The organism is Mycobacterium gordonae (genome assembly GCF_001417955.2).
Classification (GTDB): Bacteria; Actinomycetota; Actinomycetes; order Mycobacteriales; family Mycobacteriaceae; genus Mycobacterium; species Mycobacterium gordonae_B.
Genome location: NZ_LKTM01000029.1, coordinates 1 through 13,094 on the forward strand (window position 1 = coordinate 1; position 13,094 = coordinate 13,094).

General features: G+C 68.9%; 9 protein-coding genes, 1 tRNA gene and 1 pseudogene. 6 read left to right on the top strand and 5 right to left on the bottom strand.

Annotated elements, in window-relative coordinates:
- A partial coding sequence (locus AO501_RS05575) for a PE family protein (RefSeq protein WP_156452331.1) occupies window positions 1-1,375 on the bottom strand: 1,375 nt, incomplete at its 3' end.
- Window positions 1,376-1,507: 132 nt separating this feature from the next.
- A complete protein-coding gene (locus tag AO501_RS05580; RefSeq protein ID WP_055576779.1) occupies window positions 1,508-3,817 on the bottom strand; it encodes a DEAD/DEAH box helicase in 2,310 nt (769 codons plus the stop codon).
- Window positions 3,818-4,129: 312 nt separating this feature from the next.
- Between AO501_RS05580 and cspA the strand changes: the two genes are divergently transcribed.
- The 3 genes from cspA (at window position 4,130) to topA (ending at window position 8,048) form a co-directional block, all read left to right on the top strand.
- Window positions 4,130-4,333, top strand: a complete 204-nt coding sequence (gene cspA, locus AO501_RS05585) for a cold shock protein CspA (RefSeq protein WP_003419650.1) — start codon at window positions 4,130-4,132, stop codon at window positions 4,331-4,333.
- 127 nt (window positions 4,334-4,460) lie between these two features.
- Window positions 4,461-5,039 carry a hypothetical protein gene (locus AO501_RS05590; RefSeq protein ID WP_055576780.1) on the top strand — a complete coding sequence of 193 codons (579 nt, stop codon included), beginning with the start codon at window positions 4,461-4,463 and terminating at the stop codon, window positions 5,037-5,039.
- Window positions 5,040-5,237: 198 nt separating this feature from the next.
- On the top strand, window positions 5,238-8,048 hold the full coding sequence (gene topA / locus AO501_RS05595; RefSeq protein ID WP_055576781.1) for a type I DNA topoisomerase: 2,811 nt from the start codon (window positions 5,238-5,240) through the stop codon (window positions 8,046-8,048).
- On the opposite strand, the gene AO501_RS05600 is transcribed toward topA, so the two are convergent.
- A complete protein-coding gene (locus AO501_RS05600) occupies window positions 8,045-9,700 on the bottom strand; it encodes an adenylate/guanylate cyclase domain-containing protein (protein WP_197419774.1) in 1,656 nt (551 codons plus the stop codon). The two genes, topA and AO501_RS05600, sit on opposite strands and share 4 nt — an antisense overlap.
- A 110-nt stretch (window positions 9,701-9,810) precedes the next feature.
- Here AO501_RS05600 and AO501_RS05605 point away from each other — a divergent pair, with 110 nt between their 5' ends.
- The 3 genes from AO501_RS05605 to AO501_RS05615 all read left to right on the top strand — a co-directional run bounded on the left by AO501_RS05605 (window position 9,811) and on the right by AO501_RS05615 (window position 12,049).
- The gene (locus AO501_RS05605) at window positions 9,811-11,016 is read left to right on the top strand and encodes a DNA polymerase III subunit delta' (protein ID WP_156452332.1); all 1,206 of its coding nucleotides are present in this window, start codon (window positions 9,811-9,813) and stop codon (window positions 11,014-11,016) included.
- 23 nt (window positions 11,017-11,039) lie between these two features.
- A tRNA-Thr gene (locus AO501_RS05610) sits at window positions 11,040-11,115 on the top strand.
- 100 nt (window positions 11,116-11,215) lie between these two features.
- A complete protein-coding gene (locus AO501_RS05615) occupies window positions 11,216-12,049 on the top strand; it encodes a PE family protein (protein WP_055576783.1) in 834 nt (277 codons plus the stop codon).
- Here the strand turns inward: AO501_RS05615 and AO501_RS05620 are convergent.
- On the bottom strand, window positions 12,046-12,828 hold the full coding sequence (locus tag AO501_RS05620) for an enoyl-CoA hydratase/isomerase family protein (protein ID WP_055576784.1): 783 nt from the start codon (window positions 12,826-12,828) through the stop codon (window positions 12,046-12,048). The genes AO501_RS05615 and AO501_RS05620 overlap by 4 nt on opposite strands.
- A gap of 29 nt (window positions 12,829-12,857) precedes the next feature.
- A pseudogene (locus tag AO501_RS05625) lies at window positions 12,858-13,094 on the bottom strand (hypothetical protein); the annotation flags it as partial.

The following is a 13,094-nucleotide window of genomic DNA, read 5'->3' on the forward strand; positions in this document are numbered from 1 at the left end:
CACCCGAGCCGCCCAGCAGCCCGGCATCGCCACCCCTGCCGCCGATGCCGCCCGAGCTGATGCCGAACCCCGCGTCGCCGCCGGCGCCACCGCCAGAGAGCGGGCCGAGCAGTCCGCCCGTTCCACCGGCCCCGCCGGTGCCACCGATGCCGATTCCAGTGAGGCATAGGCCGCCAACGCCACCCCGTCCACCGGCGCCGAACAGGCCGCCGGCGCCGCCGGCGCCCCCGACCCCACCGATGCCGCCGACCCCACCGAGGAAGTTGTGCCCACCTCCACCCATGCCGCCGATTCCGCCATTACCGGAAATCCATCCACCGGCGCCACCGGCGCCGCCCGTTCCGCCGGTGCCGGTCGGAGGCGCAGCGCCGCTCCCACCGTTGCCTCCGGTGCCGAACAGCCCGGCTGCCCCGCCCGCGCCGCCGTTCAGTCCACTGCCACTCTCTGCCGCTCCGCCGGCACCGCCATCACCGAGCAGCCATCCGCCGGCAGTGCCGTCAGCCCCGCTACCCGCCGCACCTGGTGTGCCGTTGCCGATCAACGGGCGTCCGGTCAGCGACTGCACGGGCGCGTTGATCGCGCGGAGTATCTGCTGCTGCACGACGTGCACCGGGTCGCCACTGGGCAAGGCGTTGAAGCCGTCCAGACCCAGCACCGTCCCACCGGTACCGCCGGTGCCGGCGACCGTACCGGTGCCGGCATTGCCGCCGTTGCCGATCAGTACCGCATCTCCGCCATTGCCGCCGTTGCCGGCGTTGCCGATGCCACCCTCGCCGCCGGCGCCGCCGGCGCCGCCGTTGCCGAACAGCAGGCCACCGTGGCCGCCGTCACCACCTGTGCCACCCGGGCCGCCATATCCCCATACGCCCCCGCCGCCGAAGCCACCGGCGCCGCCGCTTCCACCGAAGCCGATCAGACCGCCGCTGCCGCCGGACCCGCCGGCACCGCCGCCGTTGAAGTAGCTGGATCCGCCGTCCCCGCCATCGAGCCCGCTGCCGGGGGCCGCGTTCGCGCCGTTGCCGATCAGCGGCCGCCCGGTGGCCGCCTGAATCGGCGTGTTGACGGCGTCCAGCACCGACTGCAGAGGCGAGACATTGGCCGCCTCGGCTCTGGCGTAGCTGTCGGCACTCGAATTGAGGGTCTGCACAAACTGGTCGTGAAACGTCATCAGCTGCGCGCTCAGCCGTTGATAGGCCCGCCCATGCCCGGAAAACAGCTCGGCCAGCGCCGCCGAGATCTCATCGGCGCCCGCGGCCACCACCGAAGTTGTCGCGGACGCTGCCGCCGCGTTCGCCGACAGCAGCGACGAACCGATCCGCGACGCGTCAGTTGCTGCTGCCGCCACCGCCTCTGTGCCAGCCAGTACGTACGACATCGCCTGCATCCCCTTTGCGCCAGTGCGGCCGGTACTCCGGTTATCACCGTTGCTCAGCAGGGACCGCTGCACCCTCGGTCAAGAGGCGGGTTCGCGGTACGAACTTTCTTCCCCCTATTGGGGGAGCACGACTTACTCAGAGCGACCGAGCGCACCCAGCACCAGGCGCAGCACCTGCACCGCACCCGCCTTGTCCAGTGGATCGTTGCCGTTGCCGCACTTGGGCGACTGCACACACGAAGGGCAACCGTTCGGGCACTCACACGCCTGGATCGCCGCGGCGGTGGCCCCCAGCCAGGTGGCGGCCCGGTGGAAACCGCGTTCGGCGAACCCCGCCCCGCCCGGATGGCCGTCATAGACGAACACCGTCGGCAGACCGTCGGGACCGAGCGCGGTGGACAGCCCGCCGATATCTCCGCGGTCGCAACTTGCCACCAACGGCAGCAGTCCGATGGCGGCATGTTCTGCGGCGTGCAGCGACCCCGGCACGCGCGGCAACTCAATGCCGTTGCGCTCCAACGCCTCCGGATCGATGGTGTACATCACCGCCATCGTCGGCAGCGAATGCTGCGGCATGCTGAGTTCGACGAAGTCGATCACTTCGCCGTTGCCGCGCCGGCGCAGATACCCGACCACCTGATGGGTGACGGTCACCGGCACCAGACCCAGGGTGACCGGCCCGAAGACGGCACGCTCGCCCTGCCCGGTCACCGCGATGTCGGTGATCTCCCGCGCGAACGTGGCGTATCCGGGATCCTCGGCGTGGACGAACGCGATGCCCTCCTCGAGATCGAGAGAGTCGACGACGTAGCTCTCGCCCTGGTGCAGATAAACCGCGCCCGGATGGATGGAGGCCGGAGCCTGCCCGACGCCGGTGTTGCCCAGCAGGCGCCCGGTGTCGGATTCGACGATCACGATCTGACCACCGATGGAACCCCGAATATCAACCGCACCATGGGGTTCCATCCCTGGCGCTGGAAAATACCTGCTGCCCCGCCGTTTCAGCAGTCCGTCGTCGACCAGTCCCTCGGCCACCTCCACCGCGTCCAGCGACCGTACCTCGGCCTCCTCGAGCGGCAGTTCGGTTGCCGCGCAGAGCAGCTGCGGACCCAGGATGTAGGGGTTGCGCGGGTCGATGACGACGCGTTCGACCGGCTTGTCCAGCAACGCGGAGGGGTGGTGCACGAGGTAGGTGTCCAACGGGTCGTCGCGGGCGATGAGCACCACCAGCGCACCCTGGCCGCGCCGCCCCGAGCGCCCGGCCTGTTGCCAGAACGACGCGACCGTTCCGGGAAACCCGGCCAGCACCACCGCGTCCAGGCCCGCGATGTCGACTCCGAGCTCCAGCGCATTGGTCGTGGCGACCCCCCGCACCCGGCCTTCGGCCAACGCGTTCTCCAGCGCCTTGCGGTCCTCGGCCAGGTATCCGGCGCGGTAGGACGCCACCGTCGAAACCAATTGTGGCGCCGTGTCACTCAGGCGCGCTTGTGCGCCGAGCGCCGTCAGCTCTGCCGCCCGTCGCGACCGCACGAACGTCAAAGTCTGGGCGCCCTCGACCATCAGGTCGGCCATCACCCGGGATGCCTCGGCGCCCGCCGACCGTCGAACCGGGGCCCCGTTCTCGCCCACCAGGTCGGTCAGCAGGGCCGGCTCCCACAAGGCGACGGTGCGGGCCCCCTGGGGCGAGCCGTCCTCGGTGACCTCGGTCACCGGCTGGCCGATCAGCTCGGTCGCCGTGGTACCGGGGGAATCTGTTGTGGCGCTTGCGAAGACGACAGTAGGGTAGGACGAATAGCGCGCGCACAGGCGTAACAGCCGACGCAGCACCATCGCTACGTTCGAACCGAAAACACCTCGGTAGTAATGACATTCGTCGACCACCACGAACTTCAGGCCGCGTAACAACACCGCCCACCGGGCGTGGTTGCGCAGGATCGACAGGTGGATCATGTCGGGATTGGAGAAGATCCAGCGCGAGCGCTCGCGGGCGAAGCGCCGCACTTCGGTGGGGCTGTCGCCGTCGTAGGCAGTGGGCGCGACGTCGGTCAGGGCAGCGGTGGTGACCAATGCCTGGGCGGCGCGCAATTGATCGTGGCCCAGCGCCTTGGTGGGGGACAGATAGAGCACCCGGGCCCGCGGATCACTGGCCAGGGCGTTCAGCACCGGCAGCTGATAAGCCAGCGACTTGCCCGACGCGGTGCCGGTGCTGACCACCACATGACGACCGGCGTGCGCCAGCTCGGCCGCCTGCACCTGATGCGACCACGGCGCCGCGATTCCCCGGTCGGTGAATGCGCGCACCACCTCGGGCCGTGCCCAGTCCGGCCAGCCCTGTGGCCGGCCGGGGCGGGGCGGCAGTTCGGCGGTGTGACGCAGCGGTTGCTCCTCGACCGCGGTCCCGGCAAGCGCGGCGGCAAGCAGCTCACTGCCGAAACTCGCCATCAGCTACCTTTCTCGGCCCCGTCGCGGCCGGGTACGGCCCCGGGTGATGACGCTGACGTAAATTGAGCCGCCATTCGGCGGTCCGTCTGGGCCTAGAGACTGTCGCCGACGCGTTGAACATGGTTGACTGAGTGCGGTCGCAGCTTCTGTGTTCGTGTAAAACTTTCGCAGGATCGACGTTGCGGTCGCGGTTCCTGCGAGGTTATCTGTCGGGTGAAGTTCCGGCGACTCCGCGAGGTATGGCGGTCGCGGCTGGCCCGGGGCATCGAAAGGCGGCGCCCCGCACCCAGAAAGAAAAGGAAAGATCGAGAGATGCCACAGGGAACTGTGAAGTGGTTCAACGCGGAGAAGGGCTTCGGCTTCATCGCCCCCGAAGATGGATCCGCGGATGTGTTTGTCCACTACACGGAGATCCAGGGGACGGGCTTCCGCACCCTCGAAGAAAACCAGAAGGTCGAGTTCGAGATCGGCCACAGCCCTAAGGGCCCCCAGGCCACCGGAGTCCGCTCGCTCTGATTCGAGCAGATTCCCAAACGGAACCCCCGGAGCAGTCCGGGGGTTTTCGTTTCTGGGGCACCGGTACCGGACCGCCGCGCCGACGCGGACCCGCCGTGGGCCCGCTCGCTGGCCTACTGTCTGTGGCGTGAGCCAGCTTTCCTTCTTCGCCGCGGAGTCCGTGCCGCCCGCGGTCGGGGACTTGTGCGGGCTGCTGGCGGCACCAGGCCAGATAGTGCTGGTGGGCGCCGGTGCGAGGCTCTCGGTGGTCGTCGACGAATCCTGGCGCGCTTCGGCGTTGGCTGACATGATCCGGGAGGCCGGCCTGGTTGCCGAGATCACCCGGACCGACGAAGACCACCCGTTGGTGCGGACGGCGGCGGACCCCGCACTGCGCAGCATCGCCACCGAATGGACGCGAGGCGCGGTGAAGACGGTTCCGCCGCGCTGGGTGCCGGGACCGCGCGAGCTGCGCGCCTGGACCCTGGCGGCGGGCAGCCCGGAAGCTGACCGTTATCTGCTCGGGCTGGACCCGCACGCGCCGGACACCCATTCACCGCTGGCATCGGCTCTGATGAGGGTCGGGATCGCGCCCACTTTGATCGGTACCCGCGGTGCCCGCCCAGCGCTTCGGATCAGCGGCCGACGGAGGTTATCGCGCCTGGTAGAGAACGTCGGAGAGGCCCCTGACGGACCCGGTGCGGCAGCACATTGGCCCCGCGTCTGAGGGCCGGTCGCGACCCCCGCCCCGGCGGGCCGGTTTGCGCAGGCCCGCCCAAGGGTGCGAAATTGTCAGTTGCCCGCGGGGCGACGATATGGCGGCGTACCTATGGTTGACCGGAAAACCGGAATATCAGGGAGCCGCCCTGTCATTGTTTCTGCGAGACGGTTCCGCCCAGGAGCCGGCATAGGAGATGGAGCGTAGTTGGTTGACCGGGCCCCCAGGAGGGCTAGCAGCGGCAGAAACGGCAGCACCCGGCGACTCGTGATCGTGGAGTCGCCCACCAAGGCGCGCAAACTCGCCGGATACCTGGGATCCAATTACATCGTCGAGTCGTCTCGAGGGCACATCCGCGACCTGCCCCGGGCGGCTGCCGACGTGCCCGCGAAGTTCAAATCCGAGCCATGGGCACGGCTGGGGGTGAACGTCGACGCCGACTTCGAACCGCTCTACATCATCAGTCCGGAGAAGAAGAGCACGGTCACCGAGCTGAAAGGCCTGCTCAAGGACGTCGACGAGCTCTACCTGGCGACGGATGGTGACCGCGAGGGCGAAGCGATCGCCTGGCACCTGATGGAGACCCTCAAGCCGCGGGTCCCCGTCAAGCGGATGGTCTTCCACGAGATCACCGAACCGGCCATTCTCGAGGCCGCCGAAAACCCCCGCGACCTGGACATCGACCTGGTCGACGCGCAGGAGACCCGCCGCATCCTGGACCGGCTGTACGGCTACGAGGTCAGTCCGGTGCTGTGGAAGAAGGTGGCGCCCAAACTGTCGGCGGGCCGGGTCCAGTCAGTGGCGACCCGCATCATCGTGCAGCGCGAACGCGACCGGATGGCTTTCCGCAGCGCGTCCTACTGGGACATCCTGGCCAGGCTGGACGCCAGCGTGTCCGACCCGCAGGCGCAACCGCCCACCTTCGCCGCGCGCCTGACCAACGTGGACGGCCTTCGGGTCGCCACCGGCCGCGACTTCGACTCACTGGGCGTCTTGCGCAAGGCCGACGAAGTGGTCGTGCTCGACGAGGCGGGCGCGACGGCGCTGGCCACCAACCTGCAGGGTGCGCAGCTCAGCGTCGCCTCGGCCGACGAGAAGCCGTACACCCGCCGTCCGTACCCGCCGTTCATGACGTCGACGCTGCAGCAGGAGGCCGGCCGCAAGCTCCGGTTCTCCTCCGAACGCACGATGAGCATCGCGCAGCGGCTGTACGAGAACGGCTACATCACTTATATGCGTACCGACTCCACGACCCTGTCGCAGTCGGCCATCACCGCCGCCCGCAACCAGGCGCGGCAGCTCTACGGCGAGGAGTACGTGTCGCCGTCGCCGCGCCAGTACACCCGCAAGGTGAAGAACGCCCAGGAGGCGCACGAGGCCATCCGGCCCGCCGGCGAGACGTTCGCTACCCCGGATGCCGTGCGCCGCGAGCTCGACGGTGACGAGTTCCGGCTCTACGAGCTGATCTGGCAGCGCACCGTGGCCTCGCAGATGGCCGATGCGCGGGGCACCACGCTGAGCCTGCGGATCGAAGGCCGCGCCGGTGAGCAGCAGGTGGTGTTCTCCGCGTCCGGGCGCACGCTGACCTTCCCGGGCTTCCTCAAGGCTTACGTGGAAACCGTCGACGAATTGGCGGGAGGCGAGGCCGACGACGCCGAGCGCCGGCTGCCCAACCTGACGCCGGGGCAGCGGCTGGCCGCCATCGAGCTGACACCGGACGGCCACTCCACCAACCCGCCCGCGCGCTACACCGAGGCGTCGCTGGTGAAGGCGCTCGAGGAGCTGGGCATCGGCCGCCCGTCCACCTACTCGTCCATCATCAAGACCATTCAGGACCGCGGCTACGTGTACAAGAAGGGCAGCGCCCTGGTGCCGTCCTGGATCGCCTTCGCGGTGATCGGGTTGCTGGAACAGCATTTCGGCCGGCTGGTCGACTACGACTTCACCGCGGCGATGGAGGACGAGCTCGACGCTATCGCCTCCGGCAATGAGCGACGTACCAACTGGCTCAACAACTTCTATTTCGGCGGCGACCACGGGGTGCCCGACTCGGTGGCCCGCTCCGGCGGCCTGAAGAAGCTCGTCGGTGTCAACCTTGAAGGCATCGACGCTCGAGAAGTCAACTCCATCAAGGTGTTTGACGACGCCGAGGGCCGCGCCGTCTACGTGCGCGTGGGCAAGAACGGGCCGTACCTGGAACGCACGGTGACCGGTGACGACGGTGAACCGACCCCGCAACGGGCCAACCTCAACGACTCGCTGACTCCCGACGAGCTGACCCTGGAAGTGGCAGAGGAGCTTTTCGCCACTCCCCAGGAGGGACGGGTACTGGGCGTGGACCCGCAGACGGGCCACGAGATCGTGGCCAAGGACGGCCGATACGGGCCGTACGTCACCGAAGTGCTGCCGAAGTCCGAGGGCGACGACGGCGGTGCCGGGGCCGGGGCGAAGAGGGGCAAGAAACCCACCGGACCCAAGCCGCGCACCGGTTCGTTATTGCGCACCATGGACCTTCAGACGGTGACTCTCGAGGACGCGCTGAAGCTGCTGTCGCTGCCGCGGGTGGTCGGTGTAGACCCCGCCTCCGGCGAGGAGATCACCGCCCAGAACGGGCGCTACGGCCCATATCTGAAGCGCGGCACCGATTCTCGTTCCCTGGCGACCGAGGACCAGATGTTCACCATCACCCTCGACGAAGCGCTCAAGATCTACTCCGAGCCCAAACGTTCGGGGCGCCAGGCGGCTTCGGCGCCTCCGCTGCGCGAGCTGGGCAACGACCCGGCTTCGGGCAAGCCGATGGTGATCAAGGACGGCCGTTTCGGCCCGTATGTCACCGACGGCGAAACCAACGCGAGCCTGCGTAAGGGCGATGACGTCCTGTCGATCACCGACGAGCGGGCTGCCGAGTTGCTGGCCGACCGGCGGGCCCGCGGGCCGGTGAAACGGACCGCGAAGAAAACCGCCCGCAAGGCTCCGGCCAAGAAGGCTCCGGCCAAGAAGGCCGCCAAGCGGAGCTAGCGGCTCACGTCGCTGGATACCTCTTGCGAATCGCGGGCACCGGCTTCCGGCTCGGCCAGTTTCAAGGGGCGCGCCAACTGGGTGGGCGCGGCGCGGCCGCGCAGAAACACCACCTCACCCACGTCCCAGCACAGGGCCTCGGCGTCCAGCGCGCCGCTGACCGCGATCGCGGACGCCAGCACGTGGCCAGCCTCGAGCTTGGCCAGCTCGGTGAGCCGGGCGGCCTCATTGACCGGGTCGCCGATGACGGTGTACTCGAAGCGCGCCTGCGCCCCGATGTGGCCGGCGATGGCGCGGCCCGCTGAGACGCCGATGCCGAACTCCGCGGATCCCAGCACCGGGATGAGCTCGTCGTGCAACTCGCGGGCGGCGGCCAGCGCGGCACCCGCGCCGTCGGGGTGCTCGATCGGGGCGCCGAAGATCGCCAGCGCGGCGTCGCCCTGGAACTTGTTGACGAACCCGCCGTGCCGGCCGACGGTGTCCACCACCACCCGGAAGAACTCGTTGAGCAGGTGCACCACCTCGACCGGCGGTCGTGACGCGGCCAGCTGGGTGGAGCCGACCAGGTCCACGAACAGCACCGCGACGTCGCGCTCCTGGCCGCCCAGCTCGGTACCCCGTTCGAGCGCCCGCCGGGCCACGTCCTCGCCCACATAGCGGCCGAACAGGTCGCGAAGCCGTTGCCGTTCGGACAGGTCGCGCACCATGTCGTTGAAGCCGGACTGCAGCAGGCCCAGCTCACTGGCGTCATAGATCTGCATGTGCGCGTTGTAGTTGCCGCGCTGCACCTCCGAGAGCGCCCAGCGGAGCTGGCGCAGCGGGTCGGCGATCGACATGGACACCAGCAGCGTGCTGGCCGCCCCGATGCCCAGGGCCGCCAGGGCCAGCAGCAGGATCGGGTTGAACAGCTTCTCCGGGGAGGCGTGCAGTAGCGCGATCTTGTCGGAGACGACCGCCAGGACGATCGCCAGCAGCGGGACGGCCGTGGACAGCACCCAGGTCAGCATCAGGCGCAGGATGACGCCGGGCGCCTGCACGCTCTCGGGTACGCCGCTGCGCAGCGCGGCGACGGCGACGGGACGGAGCACCCGTTCGGACTGCAGGTAGCCGATGATCGCGGTAGCGGTGGCGCCCAGCGCGGTAGCGACCACCACCACCGGCGCGGCCTGGCGGGCCACCGACCAGCTGGCCATGATGAATACGATGCTCCCGACCGCCCAGGACGCCGCGCTGGTCAAGGTGCGGTAAAAGGGCATGCGCAGAGCTCGCGTGCGGGCCAGTTCGGTGGTGGACGGGTCGGCTTCGACCAGCAGATTGTCGCGGCGTTGCCACCGGAACACCGGGACCAGAAGCTTCAGATTCCAGGCGAACCCGGCGAAGAACAGGAAGATCACCGAGCTGATGAAGATCGCGACGTTCAGCGGCGGCAGGTCACCCAGCTCGATCCGGTCGCGCGGCGGCAGGCCGTAACGCAGAAACCCGAGCACGAACAGGCCTCCGATGATGTCGGCCTGCAGCATGCTCAGCGAAAACACGGGCCACGGCGTGCGCACCACCCAGCGGGCGAATGCGCTGATTCGCCGGGGGAGTGTCGCTGCCGTGGTCACGCACCCACCGTATCGGTCACCGGGGACTCGTCGGAAACTAAAAATATCCCCGGCACGTCGCGCGACGTGGGCGAAAGTTGCCGAAAGATCACGGATTTATCGCAAAACGGATGCTGATCGGTCTCTGTCGGGAGCCCTCACTACTGTTGCCGATGATGACCGGGGTGTTTACGCGGCTGGTAGGCCAGCAGGCGGTGGAAGCCGAACTGCTCGCCGCCGCCAGGTCCGCACGCGGTGATTCCCCTCACAACGTGCCGGGCGAAGGACATATGACACATGCCTGGCTGATCACCGGTCCGCCGGGTTCGGGTCGTTCGGTGGCCGCCCTGTGCTTCGCGGCGGCGCTGCAGTGCACGTCAGACGGCGAACCGGGGTGCGGGAGCTGCCGCGCCTGCACGACGACGATGGCGGGCACCCACGCCGACGTCAGGCGGGTCATTCCCGAGGGCCTGTCCATCGGCGTCGACGAGATGCGCGGCATCGTCCAGGTCGCGTCCCGGCGTCCCACCACCGGTCGTCACCAGATCGTGGTGATCGAGGACGCCGACCGGTTGACCGAAGGTGCCGGCAACGCCCTGTTGAAGGTCGTCGAGGAACCGCCGCCGTCAACGGTCTTCCTGCTGTGCGCACCTTCGGTGGACCCCGAGGACATCGCCGTCACCCTGCGCTCCCGGTGCCGGCACGTGGCACTGGTGACACCACAGACCGAGGCGATCGCACAGGTGCTGATCGACGGCGACGGCCTGGACGCCGACACCGCCGGCTGGGCAGCGTCCGTCAGCGGCGGGCACGTCGGGCGGGCGCGCCGGCTGGCCACCGACCCCGAGGCCCGGCAGCGTCGTCAGCAGGCGCTGGAGCTGGTTCGCGACGCCGCGCGGCCGGCCCGCGCCTACACCGCCGCCGAGGAACTGGTGGCCGCGGCCGAAGCCGAGGCGCTGGCACTCACCGCTGGACGGGCCGAGGTCGAGACGGAGGAGTTGCGCACCGCGCTGGGAGCCGGTGGCACCGGGAAAGGCGCGGCTGGGGCGATGCGCGGTGCCGCGGGGGCGATCAAGGACCTGGAGCGACGGCAGAAATCCCGCCAGACCAGGGCCTCGCGCGACGCCCTGGACCGGGCGCTGATCGACCTGGCCACGTATTTCCGGGACGCGCTGGTGGTCTCGGCGCACGCGGGTCATGTCCGCGCGAACCACCCCGACATGGCCGAGCGGGTGGCGTCGCTGGCCGGCCACGCCACCCCCGAGCGGCTGCTGCGCTGCATCGAAGCCGTGCTGGAATGCCGTGAAGCCTTGGCGATCAACGTCAAGCCCAAGTTCGCCGTCGACGCCATGGTTGCCACCATCGGTCAGCAACTGCGTTAGACTCGTGCCGCCCGCGAGGGCACGCCGCCTTAGCTCAGTCGGTAGAGCGATTCACTCGTAATGAATAGGTCAGGAGTTCGATTCTCCTAGGCGGCTCCACGGCTCCACCTCCCACGCCGGATTCATCAAAATGCCGGATGCGCCGGTTTCTGACGTCCATAATCAGGATTCGTTCCGACGGGTCGGGGGAGGACACCGAATGTCGCAGCTGGTCGTGGCGCCAGGGTTGCTGACGACGGCGACAGCGGACGTCAACGGCGTTGCCTCGGGCCTGGACGCGGCGCGGCTGGCCGCTGCCCGGCCGACCACCGCCCTTGCCGCTGCCGCGGCCGATGAGATCTCGACGGCGGTGGCAGAGCTGTTCGCCGGATACGGACAGCAGTTTCAGGCGCTGGGTGTGCAAACCCGAACGTTGCTGCAGCAGTTCGGGCAGTCGATCCAGGCGGCCGCGGAGTCGTACGCCGCTGCCGAGGCCACGAACTCGGCGCTGATGGATGCGACCGGGTTCATCCGCCGCCAGTTCGCCATCTACGACTTCAGCGACCCGCGCGGCTGGGCCGCGTTGATCCTGGACTACACCTGGGGCGCCCCGGGCACGGCACTGGGCTACGGCGTGCAGATCGTCAACGAGTTCACGCCGAACTCCAACTACGACCCGGCGCTGAGCGCACTGGCCGGTTCGCACGTCTACCGCGGCGGTATCGGCCTGTCCGGGTATGCCACCACGTTCGGCAACGTCACCAGCAATCTCGGCTACAGCCCGAAGGCCGCGGACCTCATGCTCAACCACGAAGCACTGCATGTCTGGCAGAACAGATTGTTCGGCCCGCTGTTCTCGGCCAGCTACTCCGCCTGGACCACCGGCGGCACCCTCGTCGCAAACGGGTACTGGTTGCTGCACCCCGAAGAAGACTTGTCCCGCGTAATCGCGACGATCGCTTACTACGACAATCCCTGGGAGACATGGGCTTACCGCAACGACCACGCCTGGCCCCCGCCCGGGGCGATTCCCGCGCTGCTCTGGCCCTCCTAGGCGAACTCGGGCCGGCGTTTGTTGAGGAAGGCGTCGATGCCCTCCTGGCCGTCGGCGCTACCGGCGCATGCCGCGATCGTCCGCCCTTCGATCTCCATCTGTTCCTCCAGGCCGTTGCTAAAACTGAGCAGCAGCAGCTTTTTCACCGATGAACTGGAAAGTTTTGCGGCAGAACTCATTTGCGCGACCAGCCCGTCAGCGCGGTCGGCCAGCGTGTCATCGGGCACCACCTCGGTGACCAGTCCCCACTGCGCCGCTTCCGCGGCCGAGAGCCGCCGGTTGGTCAACATCAGTTCTTGGGTGCGCCGCACCCCGACCAGCCGCGGCAGGTAGTACGACGAACTGCCGTCGGGGCTCAGCCCCGCCTTGGTGTAAGCCATCGTGAAGCTCGCTGATTCCGCGGCCAGCACGAGATCGCCGATCAGCGCGAGGCTGAATCCGGCTCCGGCCGCCGCTCCGTTGACGGCGACGATGAGGACCGCGTCCATGCGGGCGAACGTCGAGACCGCCCGGTGCAGGTCATCGGCCAGGCCCTTCACGAATCGGCCCGCGCCCAGCGGCGAGCGTGCCATGGCGCCCAGATCCCCTCCGGCGCAGAAGAACCGGCCGTTGCCGGTGAGTAGCACGACCTTCGTCCCGGCGACATCGCAGCGGCTCGCCGCATCCATCAATTCACGGCCCATCACATCGTTGATGCTGTTCGCCGCGTCCGGCCGGTTGAGCGCGATCCGTGTCACAGGCCCGTCTTGGGCGAAGTCGAGGGTCTCGTAGCGAGTCATGCCTGGGATGCTAGCCAGGCCGGGATAGCTCAGCCGTTGGGCCCGGGCAGGCCGACCGCGCCGAAGACGACGCCCTTCGCGCCGCCGGGCCCGCCGGTTCCGCCGGACGGGACGCCGAATGGCGGGCTGGGCACGCCACCGGCCCCACCGTTGCCGCCGGTGCCGATCACCTTGGCGGAGCCACCGGCCCCCCACTGCGCCGCTTCCGCGGCCGAGAGCCGCCGGTTGGTCAACATCAGTTCTTGGGTGCGCCGCACCCCGACCAG

Bases quoted from the DNA above. Each gene is read 5' to 3' on its own strand.
- AO501_RS05615 (WP_055576783.1), top strand. From the start codon at position 11,216: ATGTCGCAGCTGGTCGTGGCGCCAGGGTTGCTGACGACGGCGACAGCG.
- AO501_RS05620 (WP_055576784.1), bottom strand. From the start codon at position 12,828: ATGACTCGCTACGAGACCCTCGACTTCGCCCAAGACGGGCCTGTGACA.
- cspA (WP_003419650.1), top strand. From the start codon at position 4,130: ATGCCACAGGGAACTGTGAAGTGGTTCAACGCGGAGAAGGGCTTCGGC.
- AO501_RS05605 (WP_156452332.1), top strand. From the start codon at position 9,811: ATGACCGGGGTGTTTACGCGGCTGGTAGGCCAGCAGGCGGTGGAAGCC.
- AO501_RS05580 (WP_055576779.1), bottom strand. From the start codon at position 3,817: ATGGCGAGTTTCGGCAGTGAGCTGCTTGCCGCCGCGCTTGCCGGGACC.